This window comes from Branchiibius hedensis, assembly GCF_900108585.1.
Classification (GTDB): domain Bacteria; phylum Actinomycetota; class Actinomycetes; order Actinomycetales; family Dermatophilaceae; genus Branchiibius; species Branchiibius hedensis.
In genome coordinates this window covers 358996-374033 of record NZ_UESZ01000001.1, presented here as the reverse complement: position 1 = coordinate 374033, position 15038 = coordinate 358996, and the positions used below count along the sequence as shown (strand labels likewise).

At 67.7% G+C, this 15038-nt stretch carries 13 protein-coding genes; 4 read left to right on the top strand and 9 right to left on the bottom strand.

Features of this window, described 5'->3' with window-relative positions; all coding sequences use genetic code 11:
• The first annotated feature begins 59 nt into the window (after window positions 1-59).
• Window positions 60-992 carry a 2,3,4,5-tetrahydropyridine-2,6-dicarboxylate N-succinyltransferase gene (dapD, locus tag DR843_RS01945; RefSeq protein ID WP_109683857.1) on the top strand — a complete coding sequence of 311 codons (933 nt, stop codon included), beginning with the start codon at window positions 60-62 and terminating at the stop codon, window positions 990-992.
• Window positions 973-1893 carry a hypothetical protein gene (locus tag DR843_RS01940; protein ID WP_109683856.1) on the top strand — a complete coding sequence of 307 codons (921 nt, stop codon included), beginning with the start codon at window positions 973-975 and terminating at the stop codon, window positions 1891-1893. Before dapD ends, DR843_RS01940 begins: the two co-directional genes overlap by 20 nt.
• 61 nt (window positions 1894-1954) lie before the next feature.
• On the opposite strand, the gene DR843_RS01935 is transcribed toward DR843_RS01940, so the two are convergent.
• From DR843_RS01935 to fdxA, 3 genes are all read right to left on the bottom strand, one after another.
• Window positions 1955-3244, bottom strand: a complete 1290-nt coding sequence (locus tag DR843_RS01935) for a citrate synthase (protein ID WP_109683855.1) — start codon at window positions 3242-3244, stop codon at window positions 1955-1957.
• A 200-nt stretch (window positions 3245-3444) separates the two neighbouring features.
• On the bottom strand, window positions 3445-4563 hold the full coding sequence (gene dapC / locus DR843_RS01930) for a succinyldiaminopimelate transaminase (RefSeq protein WP_109683854.1): 1119 nt from the start codon (window positions 4561-4563) through the stop codon (window positions 3445-3447).
• Window positions 4560-4880: a ferredoxin gene (gene fdxA, locus DR843_RS01925; RefSeq protein ID WP_109683853.1), complete on the bottom strand. Its 321-nt coding sequence runs from the start codon at window positions 4878-4880 to the stop codon at window positions 4560-4562. The genes dapC and fdxA overlap by 4 nt, the downstream gene beginning before the upstream one ends.
• Before the next feature lie 187 nt (window positions 4881-5067).
• On the opposite strand from fdxA, the gene DR843_RS01920 reads away from it, so the two are divergent.
• Together DR843_RS01920 and DR843_RS01915 are read left to right on the top strand one after the other, a co-directional pair.
• Window positions 5068-6057: an IS481 family transposase gene (locus tag DR843_RS01920; protein ID WP_109683852.1), complete on the top strand. Its 990-nt coding sequence runs from the start codon at window positions 5068-5070 to the stop codon at window positions 6055-6057.
• Entirely contained in the window at window positions 6008-7039 is a 1032-nt protein-coding gene (locus DR843_RS01915; RefSeq protein ID WP_425451533.1) for a GNAT family N-acetyltransferase, read from the top strand. The genes DR843_RS01920 and DR843_RS01915 overlap by 50 nt, the downstream gene beginning before the upstream one ends.
• On the opposite strand, the gene DR843_RS01910 is transcribed toward DR843_RS01915, so the two are convergent.
• The 6 genes from DR843_RS01910 to typA form a co-directional block, all read right to left on the bottom strand.
• On the bottom strand, window positions 7027-7275 hold the full coding sequence (locus DR843_RS01910) for a DUF2630 family protein (RefSeq protein WP_109688323.1): 249 nt from the start codon (window positions 7273-7275) through the stop codon (window positions 7027-7029). The genes DR843_RS01915 and DR843_RS01910 overlap by 13 nt on opposite strands.
• Window positions 7276-7360: 85 nt before the next feature.
• On the bottom strand, window positions 7361-10195 hold the full coding sequence (locus DR843_RS01905) for an FAD-binding and (Fe-S)-binding domain-containing protein (RefSeq protein WP_109683850.1): 2835 nt from the start codon (window positions 10193-10195) through the stop codon (window positions 7361-7363).
• Between the two features lie 10 nt (window positions 10196-10205).
• Window positions 10206-11930, bottom strand: coding sequence for a VanW family protein (locus DR843_RS01900; RefSeq protein ID WP_109683849.1), 1725 nt, complete (start codon window positions 11928-11930; stop codon window positions 10206-10208).
• Window positions 11927-12415 carry a flavin reductase family protein gene (locus DR843_RS01895; RefSeq protein ID WP_245933938.1) on the bottom strand — a complete coding sequence of 163 codons (489 nt, stop codon included), beginning with the start codon at window positions 12413-12415 and terminating at the stop codon, window positions 11927-11929. The genes DR843_RS01900 and DR843_RS01895 overlap by 4 nt, the downstream gene beginning before the upstream one ends.
• A complete protein-coding gene (locus DR843_RS01890; protein WP_245933937.1) occupies window positions 12412-13155 on the bottom strand; it encodes a PIG-L family deacetylase in 744 nt (247 codons plus the stop codon). Before DR843_RS01890 ends, DR843_RS01895 begins: the two co-directional genes overlap by 4 nt.
• Entirely contained in the window at window positions 13155-15035 is a 1881-nt protein-coding gene (typA, locus tag DR843_RS01885; RefSeq protein WP_109683848.1) for a translational GTPase TypA, read from the bottom strand. The genes DR843_RS01890 and typA overlap by 1 nt, the downstream gene beginning before the upstream one ends.
• Between the last annotated feature and the right edge of the window lie 3 nt (window positions 15036-15038).

Genomic DNA, 15038 nt, shown 5'->3' with positions numbered 1-15038 from the left:
CCCCATCTTGCCGTGGGACGGTAGGACCTCGCCCATCGTGGTCGCCTACCCTTGGGGCCATGACGCAGCGACCGGCGTGGGGATACGGCCTGATCACCCTGACCGATGAGGGGCAGGCGCTCGACGCGTGGTTCCCGAGCCCGGCCCTGGAGCAGGCCCCGGCGGATGACCCGTATGCGGCCCCGGCCGACCTGGCGGCGTTGGCGGACGAGGACCCTGCCCGCGGCGTACGTCGAGTGGTCCGGCAGGTGAGCATCGACCTGGACGCGGCGCCCGCGGACGTCCCGGACGCCTACTTGCGGTTGCACCTGCTGTCCCACCGGTTGGTGCTGCCGAATTCGATCAACCTGGACGGGCTCTTCGGCGTACTGACGAACGTGGTGTGGACCAACCGCGGCCCCTGCGCGGTGGAGGGGTTCGAGGCGACGCGGCTGCGGATGCTGCTGGACGGTCCGGTCGCGGTCTTCGGCGTCGACAAATTCCCGCGGATGACCGACTACGTCGTGCCCGCCGGTGTGCGGATCGCCGATGCCGACCGGGTGCGCCTGGGCGCGCACCTGGCGCCCGGCACGACGGTCATGCACGAGGGGTTCTGCAACTTCAACGCCGGCACCTTGGGCACCTCCATGGTCGAGGGCCGCATCTCCCAGGGCGTCGTCGTCGGTGACGGCTCCGACGTGGGTGGCGGCGCCTCGATCATGGGCACCCTCTCCGGCGGCGGGACCGAACGCGTCGTCATCGGGCAGCGCTGCCTGATCGGGGCCGAAGCGGGCGTCGGCATCAGCCTTGGCGACGACAGCGTGGTCGAGGCCGGGCTCTACGTCACGGCCGGCACCAAGGTCACGCTGCCCGACGGGCAGGTCGTGAAGGCCCGCGAGTTGTCCGGGCAGCCCGGTCTGCTGTTCATCCGCGACTCCACGACCGGCGTCGTGCTGGCGAAGTCCCGCAAGGGCACGGGGATCACGCTCAACGATGCCCTCCACGCCAACTGAGGACCCGCGTGGCGTCGAGGCGTTCGACGACCACGACTTCTACGACGAGGAGCACCGCCGGCACCCGGTCCGGCGCGCTCTGGGTTGCCTGCTGCCGTTGGCCCTGATCGCCGGACTGGGGTACGGCGGGTGGCGGTTCTATGAGCACACCCGCGACAACTGGGGCAGTCCGACCTGTCAGGTGCGCGCGGACACCTTCGTGTCCGAGTGGACCCCCGAACAGGCGGCCAACGCCTCGACCATCACCGTCGTCGGCACCCTCAAACGCGGCTTGCCCGACCACGCCGCGACGATCGCCCTCACGACGGCGATCCAGGAGTCAAAACTGCGCAATCTGACGTACGGCGACCGGGACTCCCTTGGCCTGTTCCAGCAACGCCCGTCGATGGGTTGGGGTACCTCCGCGCAGATCCTCGACCCGGTCTACTCGAGCGACAAGTTCTACTCGGCGATGCTGAAAGTGCCCGACTGGCAGACTGATTCGGTCGGCGACGTCGCACAGTCGGTGCAAAAGAGCGGCTTCCCCGACGCCTACGACGAGCACGTCGACCAGGGCCGGACGCTGGCGACGGCGCTGTCCGGTCAGGTGACTGAAGGGGTCGGCTGCCGGTTGGATGCGGTCACCGGAACGGCGGATCCGGCAGCGACCGCCGCGAAGCTCACGGCGCAGAGCGGGGTGCGGGGCACGGTGTCCGGGTCCTCGATCACGGTGTCGGCGAAGTCCGAGCAGGAAGCGCGCGCCGTTGCGAACTGGGCTGTGACCCATGCCGATTCGGACAAGGTCACCATGGTCACGGTCGGTAGTCGGCAGTGGCAGCGGTTGCGCGGCGAGGACGGGCTGGTGTGGCACGACGCGGAGCAGCCGACGTCCGGCAGCACCGTGGTCCGCATCGACTTCTGAGCGGCAAACGAAGCGGCCCCGGGACCACAGTCCCAGGGCCGCTTCCTCGTTCAGTTACGGATCAGCGCTCGTCAGCAGCGACGTACTTGCGCTCGGTCTCGCCGATGTAGACCTGACGCGGACGGCCGATCTTAGTGGCCGGGTCGGACATCATCTCGCGCCACTGGGCGATCCAGCCGGGCAGCCGGCCGATGGCGAACAGCACGGTGAACATCTCCGTGGGGAAGCCCATCGCCTTGTAGATGATGCCGGTGTAGAAGTCGACGTTCGGGTAGAGCTTGCGGGAGACGAAGTAGTCGTCCTTCAGCGCGATCTCTTCCAGTCGCATCGCCATGTGCAGCTTGGGGTCATCGACGCCGAGCTTCTCCAGGACCTCGTCGGCGGACTTCTTGACGATGGCGGCGCGCGGGTCGTAGTTCTTGTAGACCCGGTGGCCGAAGCCCATCAGCTTGACGCCGTCTTCCTTGTTCTTGACCTTCTCGACGAACTTGTCGACGTCACCGTCGTAGTCGTTCTCGATGGTCTCGAGCATCTCCAGCACCGCAGCGTTCGCACCGCCGTGCAGCGGGCCGGACAACGCGTGGATACCGGCCGAGATCGAGGCGAACAGGTTCGCGTGGCCGGAGCCGACGAGGCGCACCGTGGACGTCGAACAGTTCTGCTCGTGGTCGGCGTGCAGGATGAACAGCCGGTCCAGCGCACGAGAGACGGCCGGGTCCACCACGTAGTCCTCGGTGGGGAAACCGAACGTCATCCGCAGGAAGTTGTCGGTGTAGCTCAGCGAGTTGTCCGGGTAGAGCGTCGGCTGGCCCTGCTGCTTCTTCTGGGCGTAGGCCGCGATGGTGGGCAGCTTGGCCAGCAGGCGGATGGTGGACAGCTCGATCTGCTCCTGGTCGGTGATCGAGAGGCTGTCCTGGTAGAACGTGCCCAGCGCGGACACCGCCGCCGACAGCACCGACATCGGGTGCGCATCGCGCGGGAAGGCGGCGAGCAGGTCCTTGAGGTTCTCATCCAGCAACGTGTGTCGCTGGATCTTGGTGGTGAACTCCTCGAGCTGCTCGGCGCTGGGCAGCTCACCGTAGATCAGCAGGTAGGAGGTCTCCAGGAAGGAGGAGTTCTCGGCCAACTGGTCGATCGGATACCCGCGGTACCGCAGGATGCCCGCGTCGCCGTCGATGTAGGTGATCGCCGACTTGCAGGACGCGGTGTTGACGAAGCCGATGTCCAGCGTCGCGTTGCCGGTCTCCTTCAGCAGCGCGGAGATGTCGTATCCCCCGTTGCCTTCGGTGGCTTCGTTGAGGGCGAACTCGAGGGTCTTGCCCCCGGCTTCGAAGGTGGCCTGATCGGTCATGGATGCACAGTCCTTCCTTGGACCTGAAGAAGCTCAGCGCGCGATGGCGCCCTGAGCCTTAGTCGTAGCCGGATGTTTCTGATTCGACGTTACTCCACAGTTCTAGGTGGCCCGTCACGGGTCCATCGTCAAGGAAGTGGCTGGTTTGACAGTCTGTGAAAGCAGACGCCGTCTGTGGGCCCCCGACGACGTGATCATCATCACACTTCGTGACGGTCGGCCGACCCGAGGCGTTCGACCGCTGCCCCGATCCGCTCGTCGGTCGCGGTCAGCGCGATGCGCACGTGTCGCGCATCAGCCGCGCCGTAGAAGTCACCGGGGGCAACCAGGATGCCGCGCTGCGCCAGTGCCGCGACGCTATCCCGGCAGGGTTCGTCGCGCGTGGTCCATAAGTACAGACCCGCATCGGAGTGCTCGATCCGCCAACCCGCGGCCTGCAGGGCGGTGCGCAGGACGGTCCGGCGATCGGCGTACCTGCTCTTTTGGACCGCGACGTGCTCGTCGTCGCCCACGGCCGCCAACAGCGCTCGCTGGATCGGCCACGGCACGATCATCCCCGCGTGTTTGCGGATCTCGACCAACTGCCGCACCAACGCGATGTCGCCCGCGACGAAGGCCGCGCGGTAACCGGCGAGGTTGCTCTGCTTGGACATCGAGTAGACCGCGAGCAGCCCGGTGAGGTCGCCCCCGGTCACCCGGTCGTCCAGCAGGCTCGGCGTCGGTTCGTCGGAGGTCCAGGACAGTTGCGCGTAGCACTCGTCGCTGGCCACGATCACGCCATGCTGGCGCGCCCAGTCCACGACCTTCTTGAGGTGCTCCAGCCCCAGGACGGCCCCCGTGGGGTTGCTGGGGGTGTTCAGCCACAACAGTTTCGGCGGCTTCGGACCGTATTCGAGCAGACCCTGCGCCGGCTTCGGGATGGCGCCGGCCAGCCGTGCGCCCACGTCGTACGTCGGGTAGGCCACCGCGGGGAACCCCACCTCGTCACCCGGGCCGAGCCCGAGCAACGTGGGCAACCAGGCGACCAGCTCCTTGCTGCCGATCGTGGGCATGACCCCGTCCGGATCGACGTACGTCGCGCCCCGCCGCCGCGCGAACCACGCCGCGATCGCTTCGCGCAGGTCGGGAGTCCCCCACACCTGGGGGTAGCCGTGCGCGTCGGAGGCCGCCTGTAGGGCGTGCTGGATCAGCTCGGGCGTCGGGTCAACCGGGGTGCCCACCGACAGATCGACGATGCCGCCCGGGTGGGCAGAGGCGATCGCCTTGGCCTCCGCGAGCGAATCCCACGGAAAGTCAGGCAGCTTCGCCCCGCGGCTCATTCGCCCTGGGGCGGCAGTGCGGCGATGATCGGGTGGTCCTTGGCGATGACGCCCATCTTCGCGGCGCCGCCGGGGCTGCCCAGGTCGTCGAAGAACTCGACGTTGGCCTTGTAGTAGTCGGCCCACTCCTCGGGAACGTCGTCCTCGTAGTAGATGGCCTCGACCGGGCAGACCGGCTCGCAGGCACCGCAGTCGACGCATTCGTCGGGGTGGATGTAGAGCGATCGCTCGCCTTCGTAGATGCAGTCGACCGGACACTCTTCGATGCACGCCTTGTCCTTGACGTCGACGCAAGGCAGCGCGATGACATAGGTCATGTCGGTGGAGGTCCTTCCGGGCTGGGTGACTGACTTGCCTAGTATGCCGAAGCGATGACCACTCCCCCTAGTTGTACTGCCCCGGGACGTTAGGAACGGTTCTCGGCCTGTCGGCGTGACTTGAGGAAGACCTCCGGGTGAGGTGTGAAGCGACGAAGCAAACACATCCCCAAACCCGGAGGTCCTCATGGTCCACGCTAATGCCCCGCTTTCTGCGACTGGTCGCCTGCGCCTGGCGCGGTGCGTGGTGGACGATGGGTGGCCGTTGCGGCGGGCCGCAGACCGGTTCGGGGTCTCGGTCACCACCGCGCACCGCTGGGCGGCCCGGTACCGCCAGCATGGTGCGGCGGGGATGTGCGATCGTCCCAGCCGGCCCCAGTCATGTCCGCACCGCACCAGTAGGCGCCGGGAACGGCGAGTCCTGGGGTTACGGGTTTCGCGGCGGTGGGGGCCGGCCCGGATCGCCTACCACCTGGGGATGAATCCGGCCACGGTGCACCGCATCCTGACCCGGTACCGGTGTCTTCGGTTGTCCTGGACGGACCCGGCCACTGGTGCCCCGGTACGGGCCGGTCGTCGAAAGGTGGTGCGCTACGAACGCGACGCCCCGGGTGATTTGGTCCACGTGGACATCAAGAAGCTGGGCCGCATCCCCGATGGGGGTGGACACCGGGTCCATGGCCGCGCTGCGGGGAAAGCTAACTCCCGTGCTACCTCCAGCAGTGGGCGGGGGTATGCCTACCTGCACCACGCGGTCGATGACCACTCCCGGTACGCCTACTCAGAGATCCTGGCCGATGAGAAGAAGGAGACCGCGACCGCGTTCATGCAACGGGCGGTGGCGCACTTCGCGCAGGTCGGGATCACCACGGACCGGGTGATGACCGACAACGGGTCCTGTTACCGCTCCCACCTATTCCGGAACATGCTGCAGGACCATGGGATCACCCATAAACGCACCCGCCCCTACACCCCGAAAACCAACGGGAAAGTCGAGCGGTTCAACCGGACCCTGACCGAGGAGTGGGCCTACGCCCGCCCCTACACCAGCGAGACCGAACGCGCCGCCGCGTACGAGGACTTCCTGCACATCTACAATCACCACCGCGCACACACCGCGCTCAAAGGTGGCTCACCCGCAGACCGCGTACCCAACCTGGCGGGGCACTACACCTAGTGAGCCTGACCTGACCGCGCACCTGGACCGCCTGCGCGTCGGCGAACGAGCGGTCGTGCGGTGGCGCCTGGAGGTCGGCGAACCGATGCTCACCGACTCCGTGGGGACCGTCCTGGCGGTGTCCGACACGTCGGTGAGTGTGCTGACCCGGCGGGGCCGAGTGGACATCGAGACCTCGCGGGTCGTCGCAGCCAAACCGCTCCCAGCCGCCCCGCACAGAAGGGGAGCTGCGCACCTGGCCCTGTCGGTCGGCGTACTGCAGGAACTCATGGTGACCGGGATGCCGCCGCTGGACTCGCAGTGGCAGGGTCGCTGGCTGCTGCGCGCGTCCGCCGGGTACACCGGACGGGCGAATTCCGTTCTGCCCCTGGGCTCCTCGGACCTGCCCGATCCGCTCCCCCACGTCACATCGTGGTACGCCGATCGCGGCCTGCCGCCGTTGGTGCAACTTTTCGGACCCTCGGGTTTCGATCCCGCCGTCGACGATTCGCTGGGTGCACTCCTCGTGGCCCGTGGCTGGCGGGTCTTCCAACGGACCCTGGTGATGACGGCACCGGTCCCACTGTCGCAGCGGCCGCCGTCCGTGGCCGTGCTGGAGACTTCCGACGAGCGCTGGTGGGCGGCGTCTTCACCACGCGAAGTGCAACACCGCAGGGTGGCAACGCGGATCAACGATCTCGTGCCCGCCTCGGCCTTCCCGCTCGCTCTGGAACGCGAACGACCCACGGGCGTAGCGAGATTGGCCTTTGCACACGGCTGGATGGGAGTGTTCTCGGTGCACGTGCCGCCGGATCAGCGTCGTGGCGGCATCGGGCGGTCGCTGATGCAGGCCGCCTTCGCAGAAGCCGCGGATCGTGGGGTTTCGCTGAGCTACCTGCAGGTCAGCGCCGACAACGTGGCGGCGGTGCGCCTGTATGAGTCACTGGGGTACGCCCGCCACCACGAGTACTACTACCTGCGGCCCACCGATCAGTTGAGGTAGCCCTCGACCTCACCGACGGGTCGCTCGGTGGCGGCATCCGGGTTCTCGTGCTGCTCGGCGAGGGCGTTGCGCTGCCGCAACAGATCCCAGGCCTGATCGAGTTGCGCCTCGATGTGCTTCAGCTCGCGTTGTTCCTCAGGGTCCAATCCCTTGCCAACCTGGGCAGCGCGCAGCGCGTGCTCGCGTGCCACCAACTCGTCGATGTGCTGGTGAACTTCCTTCGAGGTCTCGTCCATCGCCCCATCATCGGCCATAACCGCGGCACGTGGCTGGATCGGCCCTCCGTCCGGATCGAGTACCCCGCTGCTGCGTCCCGTGTCGTCAGGGACGGTCGGGGTCCAGCAGTTCGGCCAGGTGGATACCCTGACGGGACAGCAGGTCGTCGGCCTGGGTGCGACAGGAGAAGCCGTCCGCAAGCAGGACCGCATCTTCCTGCGACCGCAGGGCCGGCAGCAGCTGCTGCTCAGCCACGGCCACCGAAACCTCGTAATGCCCCTTCTCCACCCCGAAGTTGCCCGCCAGGCCGCAGCATCCGGACAGCCGGGTCACCGAGGCACCGGCAGCGGCCAGCAGCGACGCATCCGGCGACCAGCCCATGACCGCGTGATGGTGGCAGTGCGGTTGTGCAACGACCGCGGTGCCCTCCAATGACGGCGGCTCCCAACCGGTGGTTGCCGTCAGCAATTCGGCCAGGGTGCGGGTCGCAGCAGCTACCGACGCCGCTTCCGGCGTCCCCAGCAGCTCTGCAGCATCCGAACGCACGACGCCCGTGCACGAAGGTTCCAGGCCGACGATCGGGATGCCTTGCGCCACAGCGGGTTCGAAGTCCTCGACCAAACCACCCAGGATTTTCTTGGCCGCATCGAGCTGACCGGTCGAGATCCAGGTCAGCCCGCAACAGCCGTTGCGGGCTGACAGCACCGGCTCGTACCCGGCGGACCGCAACACCCGCACCGCTGCCTGACCGACCTGCGGAGCGAAGTGGTCGGTGAAGGAGTCCACGAACAGCGCAACCTGGTTCGGCGCAGCGGACGAACCCAGCGTGCCTATACCTGCCGATGCCGCCCACTGCCGGAAGGTCTGCGGCGCGACCGCCGGCAGCGAGCGACGCGGATCGACGCCGACCAGCTTCTTGGTGAACGAAGCCTTGTCCCCTGCGGACAGCAGCGCGTTGACCACTCGCGGCATCCTGGCGCCCATCCGCAGCCACTTGGGTAGTTGCCCGAGAACGTAATGGGACATCGGTCGCCGGCGACCGGCGTACGACTGATGCAGCACCTCGGACTTGTAGGAGGCCATGTCGATCCCGGTTGGGCAGTCCGAGAGGCACCCTTTGCAGGACAGGCACAGATCCAGCGCCTCGTGCACCTCCGGTGCGCGCCAGCCACCGGTCACCAGGGTGCCGTTCAGCATCTCCTGCAGCGCGCGCGCCCGGCCACGGGTGGAGTCCTTCTCCTCCCTGGTGGCCAGGTAGGACGGGCACATCACGCCACCAGCGTTGTCGGCGCGGCACTTGCCGACCCCGGTGCACCGATGCACCGCCTGGGAGAAGTCACCGTCGTCGTGCGGATACCGAAGGGCCAGCAACTCCAACGGCTTCCGAGCCGCGGGGATCCGCAATTGGTCGGTAGGCGCATCCGGATCGACCAGCACCCCGGGATTCAAGAGCCCCGAAGGGTCCCACACGCGTTTGATCGCGCCGAAGAGGGCGATCGCGGACGGGGAGTACATCGCTGGGAGCAGCCCGCTGCGGGCCCGGCCGTCGCCGTGTTCGCCGGACAGCGAGCCCCCGTAGGAGGCCACCAGCGCGGCTGACTCGTCCAGGAAGTCACCGAAACCCGTTGCGCCACCTGGGTGGTCGAGCGGGAAGTCGATCCTGATGTGCAGGCATCCGTCACCGAAGTGCCCGTACGGCAGGCCGGTCAGGTCGTGCTGCAGCAGGAGCGCGTCGAAGTCACGCAGGTAGTCACCCAGCCGCTCCGGCGGCACCGCTGCGTCCTCCCACCCGGCGTGCGCCGGACGACCTCGCGGGCTGCGTCCGGCCAGCCCGGCGCCGTCCTCACGGACCCGCCACAAAGCGGCTGCCGTGGCGGGATCGGAGACGACCAGCCCGTCGATCGCCCCACTACCGGTCGCCGCCGTGCCCGCCCGCGAGAGCACCTCGTCCAGGTCGTCCCCGCTGATCTCCACGAACAGCCAGGCCGCTCCGGCCGGCAGCGCAGGCACGGCGCCCGGGCCGCGTCGCTCGGTGAGGGTCTGCACGACGCGCTGATCGATACCTTCGATGGCCGTGGGTGCGAACTGCAACACAGCCGGGGCGGCGTCCCCGGCTGCCGCGATGTCGGGATAGCCAAGGGCAACCAGCACGCGGTAGGCCGGGTCCTTCACCAGTCGCACCGTGGCTTCGGTGCAGATGGCCAGCGTGGCTTCACTACCGACCAAGAAGCGGGTGACGTCAAAACCGTTCTCCGGCAACAGATCCTGCGCTGCGTAGCCGGACACCTGACGGCCGAACCGGCCGAACTCGGTGCGGATCGTGGCCAGGTTGTCACCCACGACACCACGCAGGTCATCCAGCAGGGGAAGGGACGGCACGGACGAGCCACTCGCCGTACGCAACGAGGTTCCGTCAGCCAGCAGCGACGTCATCGCCAGGACGTTGTCGGAGGTCTTGCCGTAGGCCAGCGCCCGGTTGCCGCAGGCGTTGTTGCCGATCATTCCGCCGATGGTGCATCGGGTGTGCGAGGACGGATCCGGCCCGAAGCGCAGGCCCTGGGCGGTCACCTGCTTCTGCAGCGCCGCGTGCACGACGCCGGGTTGCACCACGGCACTGCCTGCACCACCGGCGACCGGATCGGGCGAGACCGACAGCACCTTGTTCATGTACCGGCTGAAGTCGAGTACGACGCCCGGCCCGATCGCGTTGCCGGCCACCGAGGTGCCTGCACCGCGGGCGGTCAGCGGGACACCTTCGCTGCGGCAGGCCGCCAGGGTGGCAGCGACCTCGTCGGCGTCGTGCGGGAAGACCACGACCTGCGGCACCACCCGATAGAGCGAGGCGTCCGTGGAATACACCGCCCGAGTGGTGGTGTCGGCCCGCACGTCCCGCACTCCGGCACGCTGCAGGGCGGCGAGCACATCGCCGGGAACACTCACGTGGAGAAGGTTAGTCGCTGCCCTTGGCGGTGCTGGTCGGCACCTGGGAGGTATCGGCGGTCTGCCCCGTGCAGATGACCTGGTCGGCCGGCTGGTAGTGGGTGGTGAGCCTCTCGTTCTTCACGATCTGTCCGGCCAGGTTCTTCACCACTCGGGTCACCGTCACGTCGAATCCGTTGACTGCGGGCTGGTTGATGCAGCCGGCCGTGGCGATGTACTGCACCTTCGGCGCAGTGATGTTGAACGGCGCGCTCGTCGTCGAGGTCACGGTGAACGCCTTGGTGCCGTAGAGCCGGATCACCGCGGAGTGACCCTCGATGCCGGCCTGGATGAGGACCGGGTGACCGGAGTCGTTGGTCCACTTGTTGTCGATCGACGGGATCGACAGCGTGGCCTCCCGGCCCATCGGATAGCGGGAGATCCAGAACGAATGCGCCTTGTGCTCGTCCAACTGCATCCCGGCGAAGAAGACCGCGTTGTAGAGCGTGGTGGAGGTCTGGCTGATGCCGCCGCCCATACCGAGCACGTCGACACCGCCGGAGAGCACCGGCGCCTTGACGTAACCGGCCGCGGCATCGATCGGCATCAGCGTCTTGAGCAGGCTGAACTGCTCACCGGGTTGCACGACGACGCCGTTCATCTTCGCCAGCGCCGTCTTGATGTTGTGGGTGCGCGCTGCGTTGGAGGCGCCGGTCGGGAACTTGGACACGAACTCCGACATGAGCTGGGTGCCAACCGAATTCGCGGTGGTGGTGTCCGGAGATGCCTTCACGACAGTGGTGTCGAGGGTCATCGTGCGGTCGGCAGAGGTGATCGCCGCAAGCAGTTTGGCGCCAGCGCCCTTCGTCACCACGCTGTAGCCGTCGCTGCCTGGGACGACCGTCCGCTTGCCGTCCGCGGCCTGGATGATCTTGGCCGCCTGAGGTGCCTTCACCAGCGAACCCGCGGTGTCGCTCAACGCCTCGTCCAGGGCCGTCTCGTCGACCACCGGCGCCAGCTTCCCGTCCTTGACCGTGGTCGACAGGATGTCCGAGACGGTCGTCGTGGAGAGGCTGACCTTCTGGTTGTGCACCTGCACCGTGATGGGGTCGGCCATCGCCTTGTTGGCGAAGGTGTCCAGGTAGGTCTGCACGTCCTGTTGGCTCACCTCCGGCTCGGTCTGCTGCAAGGTGGCCTTGAAGGTGGTCGTCGTGGGCCACCCGGCGGCGATCTGCCGGGCGACGGCAGCGGCGTCCACACCCGTGCCGGGTTTGCCGTCGGTGACCTGCACGGCGCCCTGGACGAACTTGACGGTCGGGTTGACGGCGGCACCCTTGATTTTTTCGCCGGCCGCGGCGACCGCCTGTTGCAGGGCGGCCAGGTCGATGACCGGGTGGACGGTGCGCTTCGGACCGCCTCCGGTGTAGCGCTGGAACACCTCTGCGGGGCTCAGGGTGAACCCGGTCAGGTCCGTGAGCGCGGCACCCGTGTCCAGCGAGATCCCCGAGTCGGCCGGGACGATCTGCAGGTTGCCTGCATCGGTGCTGATGGTGATCGGCTTCGCCAGCGTCTGCTTCGATGCGGTCTGCACCTTCGTGGTGGCTTCGGCCAGCGAGAGCCCGCCGACCGGTGTGCCGTCGATGGTGGTACCCGCTGGGATGGTGTCGGCGCGCAACGCCGCCAGCCCGCCGTACCCGCCGAGCAGGATCACGGCGCCGGCCGTCGTCCCCGCGACGACCTTGCCTGCCGTCTTCACTGCAACGCTCCAAACTGTCCCCGGTAATAGACCAGCGCTGCACTCTGGTCGTCGCCGGTAGCCACAGAGACTACGTGCCCGACCAGCAATGTGTGGTCGCCTGTGCGCAGCGTGTCGGTGGTCTCACATTCAACGTGCGCCAGCGCCCCACTGAGCAGAGCGACACCTGTGAGTCCGCTGACATGCGGAATGCGGGCCAGTTGGTTGTGCAGCGGTCGGCCGCGCGTGGCCAGCCATTGCGCCGTTCCGGTCGCCGACGACGGCAGGATGCTGATGCCCCAGACACCGGCCTCCAGGACTGCATCGTGGAAGCGGGCGTCGACTTCGATACTCACCCCCAGCAGGACCGGGTCCAGCGAGAGTGAGACGACCGCGTTGGCGGTCATCGCGTGCTCGATGTCACCGGTCCGCGTGGTCACGATCGTGACCCCGGTTGCGAACCGGCCCATCACCCGCCGGTAGAAGTCCGGATCCACGCCGCTCACGACACGAACGCTTCCCGATCCCCCAACCGCAGGGCAACGTTGTTCGAGAGGGCGAAATACCCGTCGTGGACGCTCACCTGGGTGCGGTGGTGGGTCAGTGCCGTTGCCCGTACGCCGCCCGCCACCTCATCGACGACCCGATGGCTGACCGTGTCGTCGGCGACGACCGACGGATCCCAGGGTGCGTCCGCGGCAACCGGTCGCAGCCCCGGCGCGAGGGCCTGTTGCGCCACCCACGCCCGGTCCTGCCGGGCCCACGACTGCGGGACCACGGTCTGCCACACGGGTAGCTGGTCGGCGGCCGCCATCGTCAGCCGATGAGTAGCGATGTGGTCCGGGTGCCCGTACCCGCCGTACTGCTCATAGGTCACCAGGACATCGGGTTGCAAGTCCTGGATCAACCGGTGCAGCGCGGCGGTGGCGGCCGGCACATTCTTCACCAAGGCCCGCGGGTCGGCGGCGGCCGGGCTACCGGCCATCCCCGAGTCCCGGAACCCCAGCACGTGGCCGGTCGCGCCGAGAACCTTCAGGGCCCCGGCGAGTTCGGATCGGCGTACGTCGGCCAACTCCGCGCTGCCCTCCAGGTGCTTCAACTCCGGCGGGATGACCTCGCCCTCCTCGCCCAGCGTGCACGTGGCGACGTGCACGTCGTCCCCGGCGAGCGCGTGGTGGGCGATGGTGACGCCGTTCCACAACGTTTCGTCGTCGGGGTGCGCGTGGACGAAGAGCAGCCGGGTCATCAGCGCTTGGCGCGGGCCGCCGCTCGGGCTCGCTCGGTCGCCGACAGGTGCACCTTGCGGATCCGGACGGCTTCGGGGGTGACCTCGACGCACTCGTCCTCGCGGCAGAACTCCAGCGACTGCTCGAGGCTCAGCTTGCGCGGCGGGACGACCTTCTCGAAGTTGTCCGCGGAGGAGGCGCGCACGTTGGTGAGCTTCTTCTCCTTGGTGATGTTGACGTCCATGTCGTCGGCGCGGGAGTTCTCGCCCACGATCATGCCTTCGTAGACCTCGGTGGTCGGCTCCACGAAGAGCGTGCCGCGCTCCTGCAGGTTGACCATGGCGTACGCCGTGACCGCACCGGAGCGGTCGGACACCAGCGAGCCGCTGGTGCGGGTGGAGATCGGTCCGAACCACGGCTCGTAACCGTCGAAGACGTGGTGGGCAATGCCCGCTCCCCTTGTCTCCGTAAGGAATTCGGTGCGGAAGCCGATGAGGCCACGGGACGGCACGACGAACTCCATCCGGATCCAGCCGGTGCCGTGGTTGGTCATCTGCTCCATGCGGCCCTTGCGCGCGGCCAGGATCTGGGTGATCGCGCCGAGGAACTCCTCGGGGGTGTCGATGGTCAGGCGCTCGATCGGCTCGTGCAGTTTGCCGTCGATCTCCTTGGTGACCACCTGCGGCTTACCGATCGTGAGTTCGTAGCCTTCCCGGCGCATCTGCTCCACCAGGATGGCCAGCGCCAACTCGCCACGGCCCTGCACCTCCCAGGCGTCGGGGCGTTCGGTGTTGACGATCCGCAGGGACACGTTGCCGATGAGTTCGCGGTCGAGGCGGTCCTTGACCAGGCGGGCGGTCACTTTGGACCCGCGGACCCGGCCGACCATCGGGCTGGTGTTGGTGCCGATCACCATCGAGATGGCAGGTTCGTCGACCGTGATCAACGGCAGCGGGATCGGGTTGTCCGCATCCGCCAAGGTCTCGCCGATGGTGATTTCGGGGATACCGGCGACGGCGATGATGTCGCCCGGGCCGGCCTTCTCCGCCGGTTTGCGCTCCAGCGCCTCGGTCATCAGCAACTCGGTGATCTTCACCTTCTGCTGAGTGCCGTCGTGCCGGCACCAAGTGACCGTCTGGCCTTTGGCGATCTCGCCGTTGAAGACGCGCAGCAGGGCCAGGCGACCCAGGAAGTTGGAGGAGTCCAGGTTGGTGACGTGCGCCTGCAGCGGTGCCTCATCGTCGTACGTCGGAGCCGGGATCGTCTCCAGGATGGTCTTGAACAACGCCGTCAGGTCTTCGCCCTCGGGCAGTTCACCGTTGCCCGGACGCTCCAGCGAGGCACGACCGGCCTTGGCGGAGGCGTAGACGATCGGGAAGTCGATCTGCTCCTCGGTGGCGTCGAGGTCCATGAACAGTTCGTAGGCCTCGTCGACGACCTCGGCGATCCGGGAGTCGGGGCGGTCGACCTTGTTGATGCACAAGATGACCGGCATCTTGGCCGCGAGCGCCTTGCGCAGCACGAAGCGGGTCTGCGGCAACGGGCCCTCGGAGGCGTCGACCAGGAGCACGACACCGTCGACCATCGACAGGCCGCGCTCCACCTCGCCACCGAAGTCGGCGTGCCCGGGGGTGTCGATGATGTTGATGGTCAGGCCGTCGTCGAGCCCGGCTTCCTTGGCAGCGGGACCGGAGTAGTGGATCGCGGTGTTCTTCGCGAGGATCGTGATGCCCTTCTCGCGCTCCAGGTCACCGGAGTCCATCGCTCGCTCGTCGACGTGCTGGTGCTCACCGAAGGCACCGGCCTGCCAGAGCATTTTGTCTACGAGAGTGGTCTTGCCGTGGTCGACGTGGGCGACGATGGCGACGTTACGGATGTCGCTGCGGGTCTGCTGGGCCATGGT

Bases quoted from the DNA above. Each gene is read 5' to 3' on its own strand.
- dapD (WP_109683857.1), top strand. From the start codon at position 60: ATGACGCAGCGACCGGCGTGGGGATACGGCCTGATCACCCTGACCGAT.
- DR843_RS01940 (WP_109683856.1), top strand. From the start codon at position 973: ATGCCCTCCACGCCAACTGAGGACCCGCGTGGCGTCGAGGCGTTCGAC.
- DR843_RS01935 (WP_109683855.1), bottom strand. From the start codon at position 3,244: ATGACCGATCAGGCCACCTTCGAAGCCGGGGGCAAGACCCTCGAGTTC.
- dapC (WP_109683854.1), bottom strand. From the start codon at position 4,563: ATGAGCCGCGGGGCGAAGCTGCCTGACTTTCCGTGGGATTCGCTCGCG.
- fdxA (WP_109683853.1), bottom strand. From the start codon at position 4,880: ATGACCTATGTCATCGCGCTGCCTTGCGTCGACGTCAAGGACAAGGCG.
- DR843_RS01920 (WP_109683852.1), top strand. From the start codon at position 5,068: ATGGTCCACGCTAATGCCCCGCTTTCTGCGACTGGTCGCCTGCGCCTG.
- DR843_RS01910 (WP_109688323.1), bottom strand. From the start codon at position 7,275: ATGGACGAGACCTCGAAGGAAGTTCACCAGCACATCGACGAGTTGGTG.
- DR843_RS01890 (WP_245933937.1), bottom strand. From the start codon at position 13,155: ATGACCCGGCTGCTCTTCGTCCACGCGCACCCCGACGACGAAACGTTG.
- typA (WP_109683848.1), bottom strand. From the start codon at position 15,035: ATGGCCCAGCAGACCCGCAGCGACATCCGTAACGTCGCCATCGTCGCC.